Raw genomic sequence first — 21,337 nt, 5'->3', positions numbered from 1 at the left:
TACGATCGTTTGTATCGCCTTCATGAAGATCCCCGGGGTCAGGCCCGCCCTATTGGCGCGGCCGCATGGCTGGAAGCAGGTGACGCGTCAAAGGGGTCGCTCAACCTGCCTTTCCAGTCTTGAACGCAATTCCCTTGTCGGCGTCACCTTCGCGATACCAACGGTCAAAATCCCAGGTCTTCGGTGCATAATCGTTTTTGCCGAAATCTGGCTCGTTGGGCGGGACGACGGTTTGCGTCACGATTTCGTTGAACTCGCTTTCGTTCAAGCCAAGGTAATCCAGGAATAGTTCAAGCGAAGGAGGTTTTCGGCCCTCGAAATTGGTCACGAGTTCCTTTGCGTGCTCTTGGCTGATGCGCCCATTGCGCAAGTCCAAGGCTACCATCTGACTGACGCGGCTATAGCCGCGCTTCAGATATTTTATGTAGTCCCGCATGCCCTGCATGAAGCATTCGATCTTTTCGTAAGGGTATTCGTCCCACGGCATGCCTTCGACTTGATCGCCCTGCCATCCGAGTTCGCGCTGAATGACCTCGACGTTCTTTTTCACATCCCACGAAATGTAGGAGCCCAGGCAAACTGATTTGTACCGAAGCCGCTTCAGATCTCTGAGATGGGGATACGTGTAGGGTAAAAGGTCGCGCGGATCGATAGCGAAGTCGCCCTCGATCATGCCTTTCATGTCTTCAGCAGTGATACCTAGATTGACGAAGCGGTTGAAGCGGGTTTCGTCGACCTCTTCGATCTCGTTGTCGCGATAGTCGTAGTATTGGGTGTACTCGGACGATGGCTCTCCCCACATGACAAGAGGCACCCCGAACTTGACCGCAATGTGCATCGGATAAGAGAAAATTCCTGTGTGACAATGCCAACAGAAATCTCCTTTACGTCGTAGCGATTCGAGCATCAATCGCTTTACGACCTTCCAGTTCGGCGTGAAGTTGAGAACGTCGACGCCAAGTTTCTTGAAAGTACGCGTGTTGTTTTCGATCAACGTGTCGCGCATGAAGCCGTGATCAAATCGAACGACCAGCGGCTTGACCTTGTACTCCTTCATCAAGTACCAGAGCGTGAAGGTCGAATCCTTTCCTCCTGAGAACGGGACGATCATGTCGTAATCGTGCTTGCCGCGATGCTCTTCGATGAGAGCATCAAGCTGCTGCTTGCGGTCGGACCAGTCGATTTTTTCGTCCCGATATTCCTTGCTACGACAGACGTTGCAAACACCTTTGGTGTCGAACTCGATCGTTTCATAGGTTTCGGGCAGCAAGCAACTGGTGCAGCTCTTCAGATTGCTCATCAGGTATCCCCGTCCGTCGACACCGCAGGGCAGCCACGGGCCACTTGGCATGATTATGATCAGGACGGTCACGTCCTCGTCACCAAGAAACATAATATCGCCAGGCAATCAGCCGGGCAAGTCGCTTGGCCTTAATCCAAGAATGACGACGTCGCATGGACTGTCGTCAAGAAGGTAGTGATCGCGCCGGATTCCCTCGTGCCGCCACCCGGCCTTTTCGAAGGCTCGGGTGCTGCCTCGATTTGGCGCGTACATTCCGGCAGAAAGCTTGCGTACGTGAAGCTGAACGAAAGCATAGCGACATACGGCCTGGATCGCCTCGGTCGCGATACCCTGTCCCCAGCAGTCGCGCTCACCAATGAGGAGACTGACGTCTCCAACGCGATGCGGATTGGAGATCGGACCGACTTTGATGTTGCCGACATGACGAACGCCGTCGTCCAGGAAGATCCCAAACAGCTGTTCGTTGCTGCGTTCGGCAACGGCGCTGACGTAACTGCGCACGCTTTCCAGCGTTTGTGGAGGCTCGAAACGAGTCTCGAGATAACGGTTGATCTCAGGCTGATTGAGCCAGGACACATAACGTTCGCTGCAGTCTACCGGCAGCAGAGTGCGCAATCTGAGCCGCGAAGTCGAGATGCTATGTTGCTCCATTTCTAGACCACTTTGAAGGGAATGCCGTAATTCGTGAGGAACGCTTTTGCCCGAATCGGATTCGAGTCCGAGAAATTGAACAGACTTCCGCAGGCGGCCGCGCTGACGTTCGTGGTCTCAAAAAGACTCTTCAGGTGGTGATAGTTGCCTGAGCCGCCGGCCGCAATCACGGGAATCGTGGAGATGGCGGTGACGCGTCGGACCAGATCAATATCGTAACCGATCATCATGCCGTCTCGGTCGATCGATTGTATCATGATTTCGCCGGCGCCGGCGCTTATCAGCGAGCGCACATGCGTCTCGAGCGTGACGAATTCTCGGCGCTCGCCGCGATCGGACATGAGGCAATACTCACCAGTGTGCTCGTCGCGCAAGGCGTCTACGGAAGCGACGACCGCCTGAGCTCCGAAGCGATCAGCCGTCTCACTAATGATACGCATGTTTCGATAGGCAACGGTGTTAACCACGATCTTGTCGGCGCCGGTCAAGATCAGTTCGGCTGCATCGGATGCCGTCTGGATACCGCCTCCCATCGCTATTGGCATGAAAGATACTTTGGAGACAGCGGCGATGACGCGCTTAAGGTCATCGATCGAGCGCGATTGTCGGGATATGTTGAGAAAGATCAACTCGTCCGCATATTGCGAGTTGTAGACGGCGGAGCTCTTGACGGGATCGCCAACGTCACGCCAATTCAAAAACCGTCGCGTCTTGACCAGTCGACCGTCCATTAGCAATTGGATCGGAATGATGCGCTTCTTCAACATCGACCGTCCCAGAAGCAAAAATTCTCGAGTAGCTTCAACCCATTCGCCTGGCTCTTTTCGGGGTGAAATTGAAAGCCCAAAACATTTTCGCGACCGATGATCGATGCGAAGCGGCGTCCGTAGACCGTGGTCCCCAGGCTATCGGCCTCGTTCGCCGTCATCACACCGAAGGAATGGACGAAGTAGAAATCCCGGTTCGGCTTGATGTCCGCAAACACCGGGTGATCCGCGTTCAATGTGACGTTGTTCCAGCCGACGTGGGGAAGTGTAAGGCCGTCTCCTTCGGGCAGGCGCTCAACGCGCGCTTCTATCAGTCCCAGGCCAAGCGTGTCACCGCCTTCGGTTCCGACAGTGGCGAGCACCTGCATTCCGACGCAGATGCCGAGCAAGGGGCGGCCGGACGAGGCGAAATTTCGTATCCGGTGCGAAAGACCACTCTCGTTGAGATAGGTCATCACCGCTCCGAAATGGCCAACACCCGGCACGATCAGATGGCTGAGGTCATCGTAAGACCGGAAATTCTCATCGACCCAGACGGGGTCCAACCCGAGGTGATAAAGAGCGTTATAGACCGATTGCAAGTTGCCGATCGGTGATTTCAGGAGCCCAATCTCCTGTCTCATGGAGCCTTCCTCGTCCGTGCTGACAACCAGCCGTATGTGGGTGCAAACTGAGGTGGCCGCGCCAGTCCCAAAGTAGCTGTCCATCGCGAATCACGCAGCTCGCTGGTCGACGTTACTCCAATCCAAAGATCGAGCAGGTCTATGCGACCCCGCTCGTGGCGTTCCGTGAAGCCCGCAGTAGGCCTTGACTCTTCAAAAGTCAATCAAGGGCTGTGCAGCCTAGGTGCTCTGAGGGGCACGCTTTCCGTGCTTCGCTGATATAGCTGGATTTGGCCAGAGCTGTGTCACGACAGGCATAAATCTCGGCAATTGCGACTTATCAATGCATCTCATGGTGCTGGCTCGAAGCACTTAGCAATTCTGGCCAGGAATTGCGCGATTCTCACATCCCTGATAGGCCTTTGTGCGTACGAACTGGTCGCGTATTGCGGAATGAATCGAGGAGCTCGCGACCTGCGCGACCGCGGCTTTGCGACGTCTTTGAGGCGCGCTCGACCGTGGGAGGGCCGCAAAGGACTTGAGCCTGCGATAGCCCACTGCGGCGTCGGTCGGACGGGGCCCGGACCTCGAAGGCAAGAGGGCAGCCAGCAACGATACCGCCCCCGCGACCAACGGGCGGACGTATTGGATGGTGAATTCCCAACAATGATCGCTCGCAACAATTTCGGAGACGAACTTCCGTCGTTGCGGCATGGTTCTGCGGTTTCGAGTTCCATCAAAGATGGGACAGTTCGGCCACTGTGGTGACCACATAATTCTGATCAGCCTCGGACAACGTCGGGAACATCGGCAAGGTCAGAATTTCCCGGTAGGCCGCCTCGGCGTGAGGGCAAAAGCCGGGCTGATAGCCAAACCGCTCGCGATAGAAGCTATGGTGGTAGACGGGAGCATAATGCACATTAACACCGATGCCGGCGGCTCTGAGATGGTCGAAGGCGCGTTCGCGATCTATCTTGATTTGACGGAGGTCGAGGCGGATCACGTAAAGATGGTAGGCGTTTGTCCGGTCCGGTCGCGCCGCAAGCGGACGAACAAAGGATATTTCTGAAAACATTTCGTCATAGCGGGCCGCGATCGCCTGACGTCTTTCGAGCCAGCGAGGTAGTCGCTTCAGTTGGGCAATCCCCAAGGCGCATTGCACATCCGGCAGTCGGTAGTTGTAGCCGAGCTCCACCATGTCATATGCGAAGGTTCCGGCCTTCTCCCTCGACCTGTGATCAGAGTCGATTCCGTGGTTGCGGAAGCGGCGCATGTGCGCGGCCATTTCGGGATCATCTGTGAGGACCATGCCGCCTTCGCAGGTCGTGAGGTGCTTCACTGGATGGAACGAGAAAGCAGAGAGGTCGGCAATCGTTCCGACCTTGCGGCCCTTGTAGGTTGCGCCGGGCGCGTGACAGGCATCAGCGATGATCCTGATTCCGCGGCCCGCGGCGAGTTCCCTTAAGGCGTCGTAGTCGGCCGGCTGGCCGCCATAGTCGACCGCCACGATTGCACGGGTTCGAGACGTGATTTTCTGGTCTACGGACACGGGATCGATCAGCAGCGTCTCGGGGTCTACATCAGCGAAGACCGGAGTGCCGCCCTCGTAGACCGCCGCGTTTGACGACGCCGCGAAGGTAATTGCCGGGATGATAACTTCATCGCCTTGACCGATCTTCAAGGCTCGCATCGCGGCATGAAGAGCCGCAGTTCCGCTGTTGACGGCCACGCCCTCGCTGGCCCCACAAAATGTGGCGAAAGCCCGCTCGAAGTCGCCGACCCTGGGACCGGTCGTCAGCCATGCGGACCGCAGCGCATCCAATACGGAGGCGGTATCCTCGTCGTCGATGACCTGACGACCATAGGGGATCGGGGCCCTGGTCATGCGAAACTGCTGCTCTTGTGTAGCATCGCCTTGAGCGCGGCCGCATCGAGCCATTCCGGATTGTTGTCGCTGGCGTAACGGAAGTCTTCACGGACGGCTCTGCCGACGTCGCCGTACCCTTTGTAGCTCCACCAGGCAAGCGCCGGCTGCACGACGTAGCGATCTTCCAACTCTATCGTAAAGCGCGCATCGTCTTCAGTGATCATCACCTCGTGGAGTTTTTCGCCCGGCCGGATGCCGATGATCTTCTGCGGGCAGTCCGGGGCCATCGCTTTGGCCAAGTCAACTATTGACATTGACTTGATCTTCGGGACGAACAGCTCTCCACCCTGCATCATCTCAGCGCTCGAGAGCACGAAATCGACTCCCTTGTCGAGCGTGATCCAGAAGCGCGTCATTCGGGGGTCGGTGATCGGCAAGTGATCGGTCTGCTTCGCGAGCAGTTCTCGGAAAAAGGGAACAACTGAGCCACGGGAGCCGACCACATTTCCGTAACGAACGACAGCAAACTTCGTCCCCGTGTTGCCGGATAGATTATTGGAGGCGACGAAAATCTTGTCGGAAGCAAGCTTCGTCGCGCCATACAGGTTGACTGGATTGCAGGCTTTGTCGGTCGACAGCGCGACGACCTTGGCAACGCGGTTCGCGATCGCGGCCTGCACAACATTCTCGGCACCCATGATGTTGGTCTTGATGCACTCCATGGGATTATATTCAGCGATTGGAACGTGCTTCATGGCTGCTGCATGAACCACCAGATCGACTTCGCGCATTGCCATCTTGAGCCGGTCGAGATCGCGAACGTCGCCGATGAAGAAACGGAGGCGGCCGCCTGGATCGGGGATGGCCTGCGCCATCATAGCTTGCTTATACTCGTCGCGCGAGTAGACGATGATTTTCCCCAGGTCATGGTCCCGCAAGAGAACTTTGACGAGTTCGGTACCGAAAGAGCCGGTGCCGCCTGTGATCAGAATCGCCTTCTTGTCAAGCATGGTTCCAGTTGGGGTTGTTGAAAAATTCAAGCGGTAGTAGTCAGTCCAGGCAAATAATGCAAGGGAAAGTCGCGGGAGAGAGGTCAAGCCGCGTTTATCGCGGCGATCTCGGGGTGAGCCTTCAGGAGGTCGAGTACGTCTTGCTGAAGAAAGTCGTTGTGGCGGTCAGCGAGCGCCGTAAGTACTTTCTCGACCATCTCAAAGTCCGCCGCCGTATCTACGGTCCAACGCAAGGCGGCCAGGTCGGGTGACTGGGTCAAATGCGCGAGCTTAAATGCTTCGGGGTGGCGATAGATGTATTGCGTCACGTGCTCCCGCTCACCTGCGTCGGTGGCCGCGCGTTGCGCGCGCTCCAGTGCCGAAAACGAGACGACCTCCACGTCCAGGCCGTCAGGATACGTACGGTCGACGGCATTGCCGGCGAGATCTGATCCTGAGCGCCTCTGCAACTCGACAGCTGCGTCAATGATCGTCCAGTCAATTAGAGGGCAGTCTCCGGTTAGCCGGACCACATGCTGAGCTGGACCGAAGGCGATTGCTGCACCGTGAAAACGCGCGAGCACATCTTGTAGCGCACCACGATAGCAAGCTACCCGGTTGGCCTCGCAGAAATTCTCGATAGGGTTGTCGGAAGATTCCTGGCTCGTGGCGACCACAAGCCTGTCGATCGCCTTTGAACGCCGGATGCGATCGATCTGCCAAGCAAGCATTGGACGCCCAAGAATCGGCTTGAGCACCTTTCCGGGAAGCCTGGTCGAAGACATGCGGGCTTGCAGGATAGCGAGGATCATCGGGCCTGTCCGGTTACCAGAGGGATGGAGTGAGCGTTACCAAATCGTTTATTGCACACGCTTCCCAATCAAAGTCTGGCAGACGCTTCGCGGATGCGGCGATGAGCTGTGCGAGTTCATCGCGGCTCGTGACACCCACGACTGCGACATCGATCTCGTTCTGCTTGAGCGCGAAGCCGATTGCTGCCTCGATCGGCTGCAAGCCTGCCTCTTTGATGCGAGCCCGAGTGGCCGCAAGTGCGGGGCCGGCGTGGGCGAGTCGCGCTGGCAGCCGCATGGGATTCATGAAGACCAAGCCCTGCAAGAAAATCGATCGAACATGAATCTCGATGCCTAGCTGTTTTATTTGCGCGAGCTCCCCATTTCGTCGCAGCCGCTGATCCAAAATGCTGACGGGGAGCTGCATGAGGTCGGGCTGGTATCGCCGTGCGAGCTCGAGCGGTTTGTCATCAAAATAAGCCGAGATACCGATATGTCTGTACAGGCCTTCATCGCGAAGCCGCTGCAGCAGCCCCCAAAGACGCGGTCCCTCGCTATCACTGAGGTCGCGCGCCGCGTGAATCAGGATGGCTTCGGCGGACTTCCGACCAAGGAGATCAAGGGATCGTCGCGCTCGATTCTCGATCTCTTCGAGACCGTGGCTCAACGGCAGCGCCTTGGTTACGATTGCAAAGTCCTTGTCGTCCGCAAGCGCCGCGCCCAGCACCTCCTCCGCGGTGCCATAACTGGCCGCTGTATCGAGCACGCGAATTCCTGCTGCGCGCGCTGAACGGAGTATCGCTGCCACCTCCGGCACTGGAACCTGCCCGGTTGCATTCGATATGCCGTAATTCGTGCCGAATTGTACTGTGCCAAGCCCGATTCTAGAAGTAGCGGAGTTTGTGAGGGGATCACGCATAGTGATCATCGAACGCGGAATAGCGGCTCCAAGGGCTCGCATTTGAGATATTGACGGATGGCGCCACTGTCCACGGCCCGTTGGAGGATCGGGAAAATCTCTTCATAGGCAGCCAGCAGTGCATCGATATCAGACTCTGTGTGCGAGTAGCTGATGTTGTGGGTCCCAAATGACAGCAGCCCGCGCTCCATCATCTCCTGCATCCAAAGCGTTTTAATCTCGAAGGCGTTCGTTCCTTCGACATCCTTGAAGATCAGGAATGACCAAGTCGGATGCCCGCTGACAGCGGCGAAGTGTCCTATGCCGTGCTTGTCGATCAGCTTCGGTATCTCGGCGAGAATGCGGGAGCCACGCTTGTTCATGGTTGCAATGACGGGTTCACGCTTTAACTTGCCGATAGTTGCTTTCGCCGCAGCGAGCGAGAGCGTCTCGCCGCCCATCGTAAAAGAGAAGAAAACTTCCTCCATTTGTTGCATCACGTCTCGGCGGCCGCACACTGCCGAGAGGGGGAACCCGTTCGCGATGCCCTTACCCAACGTTGTAATATCCGGAATGACACCGAAGAGCTCCTGCGCGCCGCCGAGCGCATAGCGAAACCCAGTGATGGTCTCGTCGAAAACCAGCAAGGCGCCAGCAGCGTGCGTTAGCGCTTTGACACCTTCGAGGTAGCCTGGAGCGGGAGCTGTAACATTCATCGGCTCCATGACAACCGCTGCCACGTGGCCCTTGTATTCGGCAAGCGTCTTCTCGAGCGCGGTCAGGTCGTTATACGCGAAGCCGTGAGTAAGATCTCGCGTTGCCTGCGGCACACCTTTGTTCCGCGCAGTCGAGCCAATGTACCAGTCTTGCCAGCCGTGATAGCCGCAGACCAGCACATGGTCGCGCTGGGTGAACGCGCGCGCCACGCGAATGGCGCCCGCGGTGGCATCCGATCCGTTCTTGCCGAATCGCACCATTTCGGCGCTTGGCACGACGTCGCACAGAAGCTCGGCGACTTCAGTTTCGAGCGGGTGCGATAAACTGAAGATTGTACCGTCCTCGAGCTGTGCCGCCACTGCCGCATTCACGTCGGGATCGGAATAGCCGAGTGTCACCGAGCATAGGCCATTGATGAAATCGATATATTCGTTGCCATCGATGTCCCAGATCTTAGACCCCTTGCCGCGCGAAACGAAGTAGGGTGACACGCCAAAAGGATATTGCGTTACACTCTTGGAGAATGTCTGCGCGCCGAGCGGGATCGTCCTTCGAGCGCGCTCGAGGAATTCTTCTGATTGGGGGTAGCGAAGGGACATCCGTTTTCCAGCAGTCGCAGAGGGGTTCTTGGGAAAAGTGGTGAGTGGTCAGGCGATCGCAGACCAGGTTAACGCCTCACCATAGGCAATGTCACGCGCGGCCGTGCGTCCGATGATCTCGGGCAGGTGCTTCGGTGGTAGGCCAAAGCCGGGCCTGATCGCGCGCACATTATCGCGGGTGAGCGGCTGTCCAGCCTTGATCGGTTTAACTGCATAGATCGACCGGCGGAAACGAGTGTTAGCAGCCTCGCTGGGTGCCAAGCTATAGTCGACCTTGCCAAGAGATGACCATGCCGACCTGCAATCAACGACTAGCTGCCTGAATTCGTCCGGCTCGAGCGAAAATGCAGCGTCGGGCCCTCCGTCGGCACGCGATATCGTGAAGTGCTTCTCTATGATGGAGCCTCCCAGAACGGTTGAGGCGACACAGGCCGCGGAGCCGGGCGCGTGATCGGAAAGACCCGATACGGCGCCGAACGCTTCTCCGAGATGCGCAACTGTGCGAACGTTGGCTTCCTCGATCGGCGCAGGATAGGCGCTGGTACAGTGAAGCAAAGCGACTTCGGTAGCGCCGTTACTTCGCGCCGCCTCGACTGCTTCCTGAATCTCGCCCAGATTGGCCATACCTGTCGAGATGATCATGGGCTTGCCGCGCTGAGCGACGCACTTGATAAGCGGCAGGTCGATGACTTCGAAGGAGGCTATCTTGTAGGCGGGGGCATCGAGGCTGGCGAGCAGGTCGACGGCAGTTTCATCGAAGGGTGTCGAAAAGATCGTGATCCCGATCTCGCGCGCCTTGGCGAACATCTGGGCGTGCCATTCGAAGGGGGTGTAAGCTTCCTTGTAGAGTTGGTGTAGCTTGTAGCCATCCCACGGGCCTCCCTTGATTTGGAAGTCCGGGCCGTCGTGCGGGATTGTCATCGTGTCCGGCGTGTAGGTCTGGACCTTGATCGCGTCTGCGCCAGTTGCGGCTGCGGCCTCGATCAACTCCAGGGCGCGCGCAAGGCGTCCGCCGTGATTGGCCGACAGCTCAGCGATGACGTAAGGTGGATGGCAAGGTCCGATCTTGCGTCCGGCGATTTTGATTTCCGGGCTTGGTTTCATGGCTCGACTTCTCGTAACACGGTGAAGGCTTCCGCGGCTCCCAGACCTACCGTCGAGCCGCGAAATTTTGCAAGTGCGGCAGCCGTCTCGTAGGATCGCGGATGAGGAAAGTCGCGCATTTCGAAATCATAGGCGCGCAATGCGTCGATCTTGCGTGAAAGCGTCGCCTCTATTCCCACGAAACGATTGGGTCGAAATCCGGTTCCTCGGCTCTGAAAAACCCATTCCGTGCTCGACAGCGTCTCGAAACCGTAGACAGCGACAACCTTCTGGCCAGGTATCGGTCGCACCGCGGTCATAGTCGCTTCGCTGACGATACGGTGGTCAGCGTTCAGGTCATCCCCATGGTGCGTGAAAATGATGTCAGGTTGAATCCTTAACAGTAAACCCTCGATGCTTTGCGTGATGTCGAGCAGTCCGATCGTATCCAGTCGCTGATCAGGATAATCGAGAAAGTGTGGATGATCGCAGCCGACGATAATTGCTGCCTTGATCGCGGCCTCGCGTCGTTCCGTGAGCATACGCTCGGCGTCCCTGGATTTTCTTGCTCCAGTTCCGTCGGCGACGAAGACGACATGCACGGAGTCGCCGCTATCGGCGTGGCGCGCCATGGTGCCTCCGCACCCGAGTATTTCGTCGTCGGGGTGAGCTGCGCATACCAGAATTGTTCGACGCCCGCGGGTCATCCGGCTTCATAACCCTTTTTTAGATTGTTCAGAAGCTTCACTTTGGCGGTCACCGTATCGCCTTCCAACGAAGCGCCCGTGAACTCTGCGCGCCAGTCTCCAATATCTGCGAACGCGTGGGGATATCCCTCGGCATCAAGCATGCGAATGTGATTGTAGAGCGATTCAAGACTTCCGCTCATCGGAATCGCACTCTGGTCGGGCTTGCGGCGCGGAAAAAACGTCGGCTCGCCGGTTTGTTGAACGGGCGATGGCTCGTGTGCAATCATCCACGCCATGATGTCGAGGGAAATAGTGGCCGCGCGACGAAAAATCTCGTCAGCGCTGCCCGACAGATCAAGCGGATGCTTGGCATAGACCGGCCCGGCGTCGAGTTGCTCGGTCATGCGAAGGGCCGAAAGTTTTGTCTCCTTGATGCCCCGACTGACGAGGTTCTGTAGCGGACTCCCTCCGCGTCCAAAGGGCACGTCGGTCATGTGAAAGCAGACACACTCGTGCGCATCGAGGATTGCTCTCGGTACGATGGACGACCAATGTGGAAAGAAGACGTAGCGCGGGTCAAATCGTTGCAGAACGTCGGTCGTGAGGTCTGTTTCGCTCGTCATCAGAAGCCACTCCCCGCTCAGCTCGCTGCGACGACGCAGGAATTCGTCGATCGGCCAGACGGTCCGGCTCGCAAGTATGTAGCGTGTCATTCCGCTTGTCCCGAGGTCCGGCTTTCATGCGCGTCTGTCCGCGCGTGCAGATGGTAAACGAAAAAATCGGCATCTTCGCCAACAGGCAGGAAGCCGCTCTTACGAAAGACTTGCTGGGAGGCTACGTTCTCGCGCTTCACCAGCGCCTCGATGCACTCGCAAAAGCGCTGCTCAAACGCCTCTCGGCACGCCAAAACAAGAGCTGCGGTCCCGTATCCCAGCCCGCGAACGTTTCGCGCCATTGCAATACTGACCGTCGCCGTCCCCGTCAATTTGACGTGAAAACGCACGTAGCCGCAAGGTCTGTCGAAGGCTCCGACAACAAAAATTCGCGTGTTTGGATCGGTCAGATGGCCCTCGAACCACGCCTTGTGAGTATCCCAAGACACTGGCTGGCTATCGCCGAACATTTCGCGAGCGCGGGGGTCATTGCGCCAAAGCCAAAGTCGACGGGCGTCGGCGATGGTCGCTAGGCGTAGCGTCAGCAGCCCGTTTCGCTCGGGCAGCAGGAACTCGTCGATAGCTGTCCCGACACGCTGGGCACCATTGCCGTCGCAAACGTCAGCTGCCTGTCGCGACATCTGTTCCAGCTTGCCGGGCTGGACGGCGAGTTCACGCAGGATTCGCAAAACCGCATCAGGTCCCTCGGAATCTATTGAGGCGATTTTCGCAGCGCCGGCCACTTCGAGTGCGCGAGCGTTGTCGCGCTGATTGTCGGCGACCACAATGAGGATCGCTGGAAGGCCAAGGCAGCACCGTTCCCAACTTGATGTGCCGGGTGTTCCGATCGCGACATCGCTGCAAACCATCAGATCCGCGATGTTGTCGGGATCGACAAGCACCTCGATCCGGGTATCCCGGGATGCCAGTGCGGAGAGTTCATCGAAGGACCGTGCGGCCGGACCGCTTACTACGACGATCCGCGAAAGGTTTCTGGCCGCTATCAGGGATCGAGCGATGTTGGCCGTCTGACCTCCAACATCGGTGAGCCCCAGCGAGACAAATATCGACTTGGCCTCGTATGCACCGACCCGCCGTGCAAGAGAGGCAGCTCGAAGCTCTCCGAATTCGGAACGCAGGAGTGTGTAGGACGCGCCGGCAAGCACGCGGCACCCCTGCGGAGTCAACCCGGAATACGCATCGGCGCTCCGGCCCAGCGTCATGTCCACGAGAAGATCGCAATCATGAGGACGTGCGGGGGCGTCGTCTATTACAAGGATCGGAGATCCAAGCTTGCGCAGTGAGCGCTCGAATGTTTCACCGAGGCGATAGGAATCGACAACGACTAGGTCAATCCGCTTTCCGTTAAACGTGCCGTCCCAGAGTGCTGCGCTCCAATCATGCTGATCGGCCTCGAACCAAACAATTCGCGAGCGCGCCAGCGCTGGCACGGTGCTGGCGGTTGCTGCGGAGCAGACGAATAGAACGTCGGCGCCACGTTGCTCCATTTCGGCAGCCAGCGTCAGGCAGCGCATGACGTGACCTCCTCCAGTGGCGGGATCGGCGTCGGCTCGGAAAACAATCAGCATCTGAAAGTAGCGTCTGAGCGGAGTGGTTGATAGCAATTGATTGTATAGACGAACTGATGCTGCGAATCAAAACCGGCGAGGACGGTGCAATTCGTCGCTATTCACTAGCGTTCATTCATGCTGCACGGAAGTCCGAGGCGTGATGTACCACAGCAGGAACAGTACGAGGACCCCGTGGGTCGCCAGCGCCACCGTCAACGGCACATTGAGGAAGATCTGCGGCAACAGAGCCGCGGACGTCAGGACCATACGCGGTGACAGTCCCGCCGACACGCGATTGCCCAATGCCAGCACAAGTCCGCCGGCAAAGGCTGCGAGCGGAGCGAACCAAGGGCCGACCGACGCAATTCCCTCCGTGGCAAACAGCGAGGCGTTGAAATATCCTCCAATTCCAAAAGCGTTGTAAATTACGATTCCAAGCGGTTCGTGATAAGGGCAGCTTGCAAAGGCTTTCAAGAAGGAAATTTGGCAGAAATGGGTGAGTTCGTTCTTCGAAAAGAACTCATTGTAATAGTCCATAGCCAGCGATGGAAACGTCATCATTCGGAAATTGATCAACGCAAAGTACGACCCAACCAATGACCCTTGCAGCACCCCAAGTTTCCTGAGGACGATCAGAAAAACACCAAGCGCTACGGGGCACAGCAAAGACAGGATAGTTAGTAATCGCGCTTCGATAAACCGGGCTGACAAAGCGATGAGACCGATCCAGACTGCGCTAAAAAGAGCAATCTTGCTTAGTGTAACAGGATAAAATAGAAATAGCAGGCTCAGGGCGGCAGCCGCCCGTCCTCCTCTGCGGCGTTCGACAAAGCAGGCGAATGCGAACGGAAGCAGCGCGGTCGCTGTGATTCCCAAAAGATAGTCGAGGAGCTTTGGGAACTTCAATGTTTCTCGCGCGAGGTAGATATCCGCATCTAATTTGATCAAACGCACCAGTTGAGCGACGTCGAAATTGTACATTGCTCCGGCAACAAGCGTCATCCCTGACAACAATAGTATCGAATCTAGAATTTTGCTAAATCCTGCATGAGAAGGCGTCCAAAATGGTCTTATCGGTGACTTCAGAAATAGCGCCGGAAGAAGGAGGGCGACTATGGAAGCGCACGCCGAAATACTCGCGATATGATGGTCGTATTGAAATTCTGAAAAGCAATTCAGCCAAAGATAGCCCGCGATCATGGAGAAGAAAGAGAAGCCAATGAAATATCCGAAGTTGAATTCAGAAGAAATGAAGGCAGCTGATAGCAAATAGTATCCCGCGATGACCGCGAGCGCCTGAGGCAAAGCATCCCAGCGGAAATGGACATGATATTGAGGATATAGCTCTGAAACGAAAATCAGGGCTAGGCAACTGACGAGTAAATGAAACCAGATCAGTACGCCGAAGCGTATATAATGCATCGCTTTCTGGCTTAGGGCCACTTTCTCAGCTTCCTGACGAACTACGTACTCTATAAGGCTAATATTGTTTAGTTAGCTAGCGGGGCTCGTGGCGCCAGAGAACGAAGCTGTGGCTTCAAAAGGCAAGTTGTGAATCGCAAGGAGTGGCAAACCCGAATACGGGGTGTGAGGCTGCCACGGAGATTGCCTGACCATTGGGCTGAGTGCAAGCTGCTGAGCAGTGAGCCTTCCATAGTCTTCTCGAACGATTTCTTGCATTGTTCCAAGTTTCCTGAGTAATGCATGCTTGGGGCTTCCAAAGGAGCTTGTTCTCTCCTCTAATCGTTTTGCAGTTGTGTGAGCAATGAGGTAAGCTGGTTGCATGGTTAGATTTGGCTTGCTCGGGTGTGGACGCATTGCCAAGCGTCATTCAGAGCTTCTTGGTGGGGGTAATATAGCTGGGGCAAGCCTTGTTGCGGTGTGCGACACCGTCCAGTCGCGCGCTGATGCCATTGCCCAGAAAGTGGGAGCTGCTGCTCATTACGAAATGGGTGAGTTTCTGGCGCGCAGGGACATCGACGCGGTTGCTGTGCTGACGCCAAGCGGGTCCCATGCCGCGCATTCAATCGCCTGCGCGCGAGCGGGCAAGCACGTGGTAGTTGAGAAGCCGATGGCGTTGCGTCTGCAAGACGCCGACGACATGATTCGCGCCTGTGACGACGCCGGCGTAAAGCTTTTTGTTATTAAGCAAAACCGCTTCAATGTGCCTGTGATCAAGGTACGCGAGGCACTTGATGCCGGGCGTTTTGGCAAGCTGGTTCTTGGCACTGTGCGTGTTCGCTGGTGCCGTGACCAAGCGTATTACGACCAGGACGCCTGGCGGGGCACCTGGGCTCAGGACGGCGGGGTGCTTGCCAATCAGGCGAGCCATCATATCGACATGCTGGAATGGTTCTTCGGCGACGTTGTGAGTGTTCACGCGCGCGGCGCCACCGCTCTGGCCAAAATCGAGACTGAGGATACCGCGGTCGCGACACTCAAGTTCCGCAATGGGGCACTGGGAATCATTGAGGCTACGACTGCGGTGCGTCCGGCCGATCTAGAAGGCTCGTTCTCTGTCCTCGGTGAGAGGGGGACGGTGGAGGTCGGCGGGTTCGCGATGAACGAAATCCGCCACTGGCGTTTCGTTGACGAGCAGCCGTCCGACAAGGAAGTGATCGAGAAGTTCTCGGTAAATCCTCCGAATGTCTACGGCTTCGGCCATCAGGCCTATTACCAGCACGTTGTCGAGTGTCTAGCCCACCGTGGGGCGGCGCTGGTTGATGGGCTGGAGGGCCGCAAGAGTTTGGAGCTGATCTCCGCGCTCTACGAATCCATCGAGACCGGGCAAGAGGTGCCCCTTCGCTTCCAGCCCCGCCGCAGCCGTTTGGGCGTTGCCTCATGAGGGAGCCCGAGCGCTATCGAGCCGGAATACGCGATGTCAGCTTTGGAGCCGGCGTTAAGGTGGTCGAACCCTGCAATCTCTACGGTTGCACAATCGGCGAAGGCTGCTTCATCGGGCCGTTTACTGAGATCCAGAGTAATGTTGTCATCGGCGCGCGCACGCGCGTTCAGTCCCACAGTTTCGTTTGTGAGCTCGTTAGTATTGGTGAGGATTGCTTCATCGGTCACGGCGTGATGTTTATCAACGACACGTTCGCGAGCGGGAGCCCATCGCGCGGTCGCAAGGAGTTGTGGCGCCAGACCAAAATCGGCAGCCGGGTGTCGATCGGTTCGAATGCGACGATCATGCCAGTCACGATAGTGGACGACGTCGTAATCGGTGCCGGCTCGGTGGTGACGAAAAATATTACGGCCGTAGGAACCTATGCGGGCAATCCGGCACAGCTGTTGACCCTGCGGAGGTGATCAATGGCCGTCCCTTTTGCTGATCTTCAGCTCCAGTACCAAAATATCAAGGCTGAGATCGACGCGGCCATTGTCGGTGTCATTCGTGACAATGCCTTCATCCGCGGTCCTTTTGTCGATGCGTTTGAACGAGAGTTTGCGCAGGCTGCATCCACCAAGCATTGCGTTTCCTGTGCCAACGGGACAGACGCTCTCTACCTTGCGATGACTGCACTTAAGGTGAGGCCCGGCGATGAGGTCATCACCACGGCACATTCGTGGATTTCGACCTCTGCCATGATTACTCAGGCCGGCGCCACAGTAAAATTCTGTGACACGGACGGCGTGACGTTCACCATCGATCCCGCGGCAATCGAGGCGGCGATTACGCCTCGTACCGTTGGCATTATTCCCGTGCATCTCTATGGTCAGGCAGCCGATATGGAAGCGGTCATGAAGATCGCGAACAAGCATGCATTGTGGGTCATCGAGGACTGCGCCCAGGCGCATCTTGCGCGGTATAAGGGGCAGATGGTTGGAACATTCGGCGCGGCCGGTACATATTCCTTCTATCCGGGCAAAAACCTAGGTGCTATGGGTGATGCGGGCGCCGTCGTCACCAACGACGCGGTATTGGCCGAGAACATAACGCGACTAGCGAGACATGGCGGTCTCGTGAAGCATCAGCATGAGATTGAGGGCGTCAACAGCCGGCTCGATGGCATGCAAGCGGCGATCCTATCTGTTAAACTTTCCCATCTCGCTGCTTGGACCGAGGCGCGCCAGCAGGCAGCCACATTTTATAATCTCGGCCTAAGCCATATCAGGGAAGTCGTAGCGCCCGAGGTTGGGTCGGGCCGTGACCACGTCTATCATCTCTATACCATCCGGCATCCGCGCCGCGACGCACTGGCGGCGCACCTGTTTTCCAACGGTGTACAAACAGCAATCAACTATCCGACTGCCCTACCGTTTCTTCCGGCCTATGCGCGTTTCGGCCATTATCCAGAGCAGTTTCCGAATGCTCATCGCGACCAGCGCCAGATCCTCTCGCTGCCAATGTTCGCCGAGATCACGCGCGCCCAGCAACAAGAGGTGCTAGATCTTATTCTTGGCTTCAATCGATTGGGGCGATTTTTTTGATCGTAGGCATTTCGGAGCACTCTTTGTGTTCGATTCCTTTGGCACGCGACTATCCGCTCTGGCTCTCAAGCTCTGCCAAATGTTAATGTAGCGCTACAAGCGCTTCAAAGCTCATTCTGGCTACCAACGTCTCTGGGCATAGCCGGATAAAATTTGCCTTAGCCGTATTTTGCTTACTGTTGATCGTTTGGGCGCCTGAGCTGACATGCGAGTCGCAAGCCTTCGTCTAGACCGGCTTGCGGCTGCCACCCTGTCGCCATCGCCTTTGAGATCTTGAGCTCGAGGGAGCCGATCAGGCTATCACGCGTATCCTGCCTGCCCATCACGCTCAGCAGTATTGAGAGCAGGTTCGGCGGTACGCCGTAAGCGTCGTTTCGCTCCCACCTTCTCTCGGCCAATGGGATAGGCGAGTTTCACGATCTCTTTGAAGGGATCGGCTTGTGTCTATGCTTGACCATACGCTTAAGTCGGACGTGACGGCGCGCCAGCTGGAAGTGATCACGGAGACGGGACGCCGTCGTTGTTTCTCCAGGGGCGACAAGGCCCGGATTGTCGAGGAGACGCTGGTACCGGGCGCAGTCGTTTCCGAGATTGCCCGGCGACACGGGCTGACCCCACAACAAGTGTTCACCTGGCGCCGGCAAGCACGCCGGTTGCCGATGCCTGACGATCCGCCGTTTGTACCGGCGGTGGTAGACGCCATGACCCCAGTCGCTGCTGTTGGCCATGAGCGCAAAGACAGCGCGACGCAAGGCCAAGCCAGATGCCGGAGGCATCGAGATCGAAGCCGAAGGTGTCACTATCCGGGTGGGCCGAGGTGCGGATGTGGCGATGATTGCGGCCATCGTCCATGCGCTGAAGGCAAGCCGGTGATCGGCCCGTCCGGAACTGCCCGGGTGATGGTGGCAACCAAGCCGGTCGACTTCCGCAAGGGAATGGAGGGGCTTGCTATGTTGGTGCGCGAGCACATGCAGGCCGATCCGTTCTCGGGCGCTGTTTATGTGTTCCGTGCCAAGCGGGCGGACCGGATCAAGCTGATCTTCTGGGTACCGGTTTGTGCCTGTTCGCCAAGCGGCTCGAGGAAGGCGTCTTCCGCTGGCCGAAGATCGAGGATGGCGTGATGCGTTTGTCGGCGGCGGAATTGTCGGCGCTGCTCGAAGGGCTTGATTGGCGGCGTGTCCACGCGGCACGGGAGACGATCGTTCCGACGCAAGCCGGATAATTGTGGGTCGCGCTGCGGCGAAGTGAATCAGGAGCATCGAGCGCGTCGTCAGGCGGGCACGAATATGCTCTGATTTGCCAGTGAGCGATAACCATCCTGACGATCCCGAGACGCTCAAGGCGATGCTGCTGGCAGCGCTTCACGAGAGCGAACGGCTGCGTCAGATTATCAAGGAGCTGCAAGCCACCGCTTTGGCCGGAAGGCCGAGACGCTCCCCGAGGAGCAGATGCTGCTGGGCCTCGAGGACGTCCAACAGGTCGCAGCCTCTGCCGAGGCCGGTCAGGACGAGACAACCCCTGAAGGCCGAGTGGAACGCGCACGCAAGCGGCGCGTCAATCGCGGAGCACTGCCGGCGCATCTGCCGCGGATCGAGGTCGTTGTCGACATCGACGACAAGACCTGCCCCTGCTGCCAGGGCGAACTGCACCAGATCGGCGAAGACAAGAGCGAGCGGCTGGACATGGTGCCGGCGCAGTTCCGCGCTGTCGTCACCCGACGTCCCAAATACGCCTGCCGAGGCTGCGGAGATGGCGTCCTGCAGGCCGAGGCTCCGGCCCGGTTGATCGAGGGGGCCTGCCCACGGAGGCAACCGTCGCCCAGGTTCTGGTGTCCAAATATGCCGATCATCTGCCGCTCTACCGGCAAGCCCAGATCTACGCCCGTCAGGGCATCCATCTCGATCGATCAACGCTGGCGGACTGGGTTGGGCATGCCGCCTTCCATCTGCGCCCGCTGCACGAGCGACTTCTCACGGTACTTAGAGCAAGGTCGAAGCTGTTCGCCGACGAGACCACGGTGCCGGTGCTCGATCCCGGTCGAGGGCGCACCAAGACCGGCCAGCTCTGGGCCTATGCCGCCGACGACCGGCCCTGGAGCGGCCTGGATCCGCCCGGCATCGCCTATGTCTATGCACCCGATCGAAAAGCCGAGCGGCTGTTCAGCCATCTTGCTGGCTTCAAGGGCGTCCTGCAGGTCGATGGCTACAACGCCTACCCAAAGCTTGCCGAACGTGGCGGGGTCGAGCTCGCCTTCTGTTGGGTGCACATGCGGCGCAACTTCTACGAACTCGCGACAGCCGGCCCCGCTCCGATCGCGAGTGAGGCGCTGAAGCACATCGCCGCATTGTATGCGATCGAGAAGGAGATCCGCGGCCGCAGTGCGGAGGAGCGGCGCCTCGTGCTGCAGCAGAAGAGCCGACCACTGGCCGACGCCTTCGAGGTATGGCTGCGCGCCAAGCTGGCTCTCATCAGCCAGAAGATCAAGCTCGCCGAGGCCATCCGCTACGCCCTCTCGCGCTGGCAAGGCTTAACGCGCTTTATCGATGACGGCCGCATCGAACTCGACAACAACACGGTCGAGCGATCAATCCGTGGCATCAAGCTCAGTCGGAAGAATGCGCTGTTTGCCGGATCCGACGGGGGCGCCGAACATTGGGCCATCGTCGCAACCTTGGTCGAGACCTGCAAGATCAACGACGTCGATCCGCTCGCCTATCTCACGGACGTCGTGACCAGGATCGTAAGCGGTCATCCCAACCGCGACATCGACCAGCTATTGCCTTGGGCCTACCGCGCTCAAGCCCTCAAAGCTGTGGCCTAAGAACGACGCTTACGGTACGCCGAACAGCCGCGACTTCTTGCCGGCAGCCTTGGCCAGCCGCTCGATGAATTCGGGCGTCGAGACCTGCTCCCTGTCGGCCACCAGGAAGATCTCGAAATTGCTGGCGGAATTGGGATGAGAGAGTCGGCGCAGGATGAACGACGACAGGTTTTGCACGGCAATGAACGCGCGGTGATTACGGATTGTAGCAAAGGGCAGCGGCAGCCCGAGGCTCACTGCACGGGTCAGCAGCGCAAAATTGCCCTTTGCGCCAGCACCATAGACCAGTGGCGGCCTGATCACGGAGATCTTCATGGCGCTATCGCGCGCCAGCGTCTTCAAGCCCTCCTCGGCCGCGGCCTTGGACATGCCGTAGAGATCGCGCGGCGTCAGGACATCGTCCTCGCTAAACGGCGCGCGCCCGTCATTGCTGCGACCGTGCACTAGAACAGTGCTGATGAAGATGAACTGGCGCACGCCGGCGCTCGCTGCACAGCGGGCCAGGCGCAGCGTGCCAGCAACGTTGACGTTGCGGTAGAGATGGGCCGCGTGCTCGTCGTGCTTGTGATGCACGCGCGCCGCGAGATGAACGACGGCGTCGACGCCTTGAAGCGCGGCTTGCCAGTCGGTTTCGGGACCGATCGTTTCGATCATCACTTCGTCCTGTGTGCCTTCCGATCTGCGTACCGAGCGGCGCACTAACCACCCATCGCTTGTTAGCGCGGGCACGACATGACGGCCGATGAAACCGCTCCCACCCGTCACCAGCACGCGCTGATCGCCAGTCATTGGTGTTCGCCTTTCAAATTGAAGTACACCTACGAGCAAAACGTCAGCGGGCCGAAAGATGATTCAAGAAGCAATATAGAGTACGATCCTAGTTTTGAAACAACGAAAAGCTCGCA

At 57.9% G+C, this 21,337-nt stretch carries 17 protein-coding genes and 4 pseudogenes; 6 read left to right on the top strand and 15 right to left on the bottom strand.

Annotated elements, in window-relative coordinates; genetic code table 11:
* Positions 1-100: 100 nt before the first annotated feature.
* The 14 genes from XH83_RS25130 to XH83_RS25065 form a co-directional block, all read right to left on the bottom strand.
* The gene (locus XH83_RS25130; protein ID WP_210346982.1) at positions 101-1,300 is read right to left on the bottom strand and encodes an N-acetyl sugar amidotransferase; all 1,200 of its coding nucleotides are present in this window, start codon (positions 1,298-1,300) and stop codon (positions 101-103) included.
* A 108-nt stretch (positions 1,301-1,408) separates the two neighbouring features.
* Positions 1,409-1,918, bottom strand: a complete 510-nt coding sequence (locus tag XH83_RS25125; protein ID WP_194403381.1) for a GNAT family N-acetyltransferase — start codon at positions 1,916-1,918, stop codon at positions 1,409-1,411.
* A 38-nt stretch (positions 1,919-1,956) separates the two neighbouring features.
* On the bottom strand, positions 1,957-2,721 hold the full coding sequence (gene hisF / locus XH83_RS25120) for an imidazole glycerol phosphate synthase subunit HisF (protein ID WP_194403380.1): 765 nt from the start codon (positions 2,719-2,721) through the stop codon (positions 1,957-1,959).
* Positions 2,715-3,344, bottom strand: coding sequence for an imidazole glycerol phosphate synthase subunit HisH (hisH, locus tag XH83_RS25115; RefSeq protein ID WP_194403379.1), 630 nt, complete (start codon positions 3,342-3,344; stop codon positions 2,715-2,717). Before hisH ends, hisF begins: the two co-directional genes overlap by 7 nt.
* Before the next feature lie 715 nt (positions 3,345-4,059).
* Complete coding sequence (gene pseC, locus XH83_RS25110) at positions 4,060-5,208, bottom strand: UDP-4-amino-4,6-dideoxy-N-acetyl-beta-L-altrosamine transaminase (protein ID WP_194403378.1); 1,149 nt, start codon at positions 5,206-5,208, stop codon at positions 4,060-4,062.
* Positions 5,205-6,200 (bottom strand): UDP-N-acetylglucosamine 4,6-dehydratase (inverting), encoded by a 996-nt coding sequence (gene pseB, locus XH83_RS25105; RefSeq protein ID WP_194403377.1) that lies wholly within the window; start codon positions 6,198-6,200, stop codon positions 5,205-5,207. Before pseB ends, pseC begins: the two co-directional genes overlap by 4 nt.
* 83 nt (positions 6,201-6,283) lie before the next feature.
* A complete protein-coding gene (locus XH83_RS25100) occupies positions 6,284-6,991 on the bottom strand; it encodes a cytidylyltransferase domain-containing protein (protein ID WP_194403376.1) in 708 nt (235 codons plus the stop codon).
* Positions 6,992-7,004: 13 nt separating this feature from the next.
* Positions 7,005-7,889: an aldo/keto reductase gene (locus tag XH83_RS25095; RefSeq protein WP_194403375.1), complete on the bottom strand. Its 885-nt coding sequence runs from the start codon at positions 7,887-7,889 to the stop codon at positions 7,005-7,007.
* A 5-nt stretch (positions 7,890-7,894) separates the two neighbouring features.
* Positions 7,895-9,184, bottom strand: a complete 1,290-nt coding sequence (locus tag XH83_RS25090) for an aminotransferase class III-fold pyridoxal phosphate-dependent enzyme (protein ID WP_194403374.1) — start codon at positions 9,182-9,184, stop codon at positions 7,895-7,897.
* Positions 9,185-9,232: 48 nt separating this feature from the next.
* Complete coding sequence (gene pseI, locus XH83_RS25085; protein ID WP_194403373.1) at positions 9,233-10,288, bottom strand: pseudaminic acid synthase; 1,056 nt, start codon at positions 10,286-10,288, stop codon at positions 9,233-9,235.
* Positions 10,285-10,974 (bottom strand): PIG-L deacetylase family protein, encoded by a 690-nt coding sequence (locus tag XH83_RS25080; protein ID WP_194403372.1) that lies wholly within the window; start codon positions 10,972-10,974, stop codon positions 10,285-10,287. The genes pseI and XH83_RS25080 overlap by 4 nt, the downstream gene beginning before the upstream one ends.
* Positions 10,971-11,669 (bottom strand): methionyl-tRNA formyltransferase, encoded by a 699-nt coding sequence (locus tag XH83_RS25075; RefSeq protein WP_194403371.1) that lies wholly within the window; start codon positions 11,667-11,669, stop codon positions 10,971-10,973. Before XH83_RS25075 ends, XH83_RS25080 begins: the two co-directional genes overlap by 4 nt.
* The gene (gene pseG, locus XH83_RS25070) at positions 11,666-13,144 is read right to left on the bottom strand and encodes a UDP-2,4-diacetamido-2,4,6-trideoxy-beta-L-altropyranose hydrolase (protein ID WP_246776318.1); all 1,479 of its coding nucleotides are present in this window, start codon (positions 13,142-13,144) and stop codon (positions 11,666-11,668) included. Before pseG ends, XH83_RS25075 begins: the two co-directional genes overlap by 4 nt.
* Positions 13,145-13,309: 165 nt before the next feature.
* A complete protein-coding gene (locus tag XH83_RS25065; RefSeq protein WP_194403369.1) occupies positions 13,310-14,623 on the bottom strand; it encodes a hypothetical protein in 1,314 nt (437 codons plus the stop codon).
* Positions 14,624-14,963: 340 nt separating this feature from the next.
* Between XH83_RS25065 and XH83_RS25060 the strand changes: the two genes are divergently transcribed.
* The 6 genes and pseudogenes from XH83_RS25060 (at position 14,964) to XH83_RS25035 (ending at position 20,432) form a co-directional block, all read left to right on the top strand.
* Entirely contained in the window at positions 14,964-16,025 is a 1,062-nt protein-coding gene (locus tag XH83_RS25060) for a Gfo/Idh/MocA family protein (protein WP_194403368.1), read from the top strand.
* A complete protein-coding gene (locus tag XH83_RS25055; protein WP_194403367.1) occupies positions 16,022-16,489 on the top strand; it encodes an acyltransferase in 468 nt (155 codons plus the stop codon). Before XH83_RS25060 ends, XH83_RS25055 begins: the two co-directional genes overlap by 4 nt.
* Positions 16,490-16,492: 3 nt before the next feature.
* Complete coding sequence (locus XH83_RS25050; protein WP_194403366.1) at positions 16,493-17,611, top strand: DegT/DnrJ/EryC1/StrS aminotransferase family protein; 1,119 nt, start codon at positions 16,493-16,495, stop codon at positions 17,609-17,611.
* Between the two features lie 446 nt (positions 17,612-18,057).
* Positions 18,058-18,222 (top strand): annotated as a pseudogene (locus XH83_RS39770) (transposase); the annotation flags it as partial.
* 258 nt (positions 18,223-18,480) lie between these two features.
* Positions 18,481-18,833 (top strand): annotated as a pseudogene (tnpB, locus tag XH83_RS25040) (IS66 family insertion sequence element accessory protein TnpB).
* Between the two features lie 122 nt (positions 18,834-18,955).
* Positions 18,956-20,432, top strand: a pseudogene (locus XH83_RS25035) (IS66 family transposase).
* 12 nt (positions 20,433-20,444) lie between these two features.
* Here XH83_RS25035 and XH83_RS25030 read toward each other — a convergent pair.
* A pseudogene (locus tag XH83_RS25030) lies at positions 20,445-21,221 on the bottom strand (NAD-dependent epimerase/dehydratase family protein); the annotation flags it as partial.
* Between the last annotated feature and the right edge of the window lie 116 nt (positions 21,222-21,337).

The sequence above is a fragment of the Bradyrhizobium sp. CCBAU 53351 genome, assembly GCF_015291745.1.
Classification (GTDB): Bacteria; Pseudomonadota; Alphaproteobacteria; order Rhizobiales; family Xanthobacteraceae; genus Bradyrhizobium.
This window is presented reverse-complemented; position numbering and strand designations above follow the sequence as displayed.

What these genes read in the sequence shown, in the direction of transcription:
- pseC (WP_194403378.1), bottom strand. Translation starts at nt 5,208, where the DNA reads ATGACCAGGGCCCCGATCCCCTATGGTCGTCAGGTCATCGACGACGAG.
- XH83_RS25050 (WP_194403366.1), top strand. Translation starts at nt 16,493, where the DNA reads ATGGCCGTCCCTTTTGCTGATCTTCAGCTCCAGTACCAAAATATCAAG.
- XH83_RS25055 (WP_194403367.1), top strand. Translation starts at nt 16,022, where the DNA reads ATGAGGGAGCCCGAGCGCTATCGAGCCGGAATACGCGATGTCAGCTTT.
- XH83_RS25090 (WP_194403374.1), bottom strand. Translation starts at nt 9,184, where the DNA reads ATGTCCCTTCGCTACCCCCAATCAGAAGAATTCCTCGAGCGCGCTCGA.
- hisF (WP_194403380.1), bottom strand. Translation starts at nt 2,721, where the DNA reads ATGTTGAAGAAGCGCATCATTCCGATCCAATTGCTAATGGACGGTCGA.
- hisH (WP_194403379.1), bottom strand. Translation starts at nt 3,344, where the DNA reads ATGAGACAGGAGATTGGGCTCCTGAAATCACCGATCGGCAACTTGCAA.
- pseB (WP_194403377.1), bottom strand. Translation starts at nt 6,200, where the DNA reads ATGCTTGACAAGAAGGCGATTCTGATCACAGGCGGCACCGGCTCTTTC.
- XH83_RS25080 (WP_194403372.1), bottom strand. Translation starts at nt 10,974, where the DNA reads ATGACCCGCGGGCGTCGAACAATTCTGGTATGCGCAGCTCACCCCGAC.
- XH83_RS25060 (WP_194403368.1), top strand. Translation starts at nt 14,964, where the DNA reads ATGGTTAGATTTGGCTTGCTCGGGTGTGGACGCATTGCCAAGCGTCAT.
- XH83_RS25100 (WP_194403376.1), bottom strand. Translation starts at nt 6,991, where the DNA reads ATGATCCTCGCTATCCTGCAAGCCCGCATGTCTTCGACCAGGCTTCCC.
- pseG (WP_246776318.1), bottom strand. Translation starts at nt 13,144, where the DNA reads ATGCGCTGCCTGACGCTGGCTGCCGAAATGGAGCAACGTGGCGCCGAC.
- pseI (WP_194403373.1), bottom strand. Translation starts at nt 10,288, where the DNA reads ATGAAACCAAGCCCGGAAATCAAAATCGCCGGACGCAAGATCGGACCT.
- XH83_RS25075 (WP_194403371.1), bottom strand. Translation starts at nt 11,669, where the DNA reads ATGACACGCTACATACTTGCGAGCCGGACCGTCTGGCCGATCGACGAA.
- XH83_RS25095 (WP_194403375.1), bottom strand. Translation starts at nt 7,889, where the DNA reads ATGCGTGATCCCCTCACAAACTCCGCTACTTCTAGAATCGGGCTTGGC.
- XH83_RS25130 (WP_210346982.1), bottom strand. Translation starts at nt 1,300, where the DNA reads ATGAGCAATCTGAAGAGCTGCACCAGTTGCTTGCTGCCCGAAACCTAT.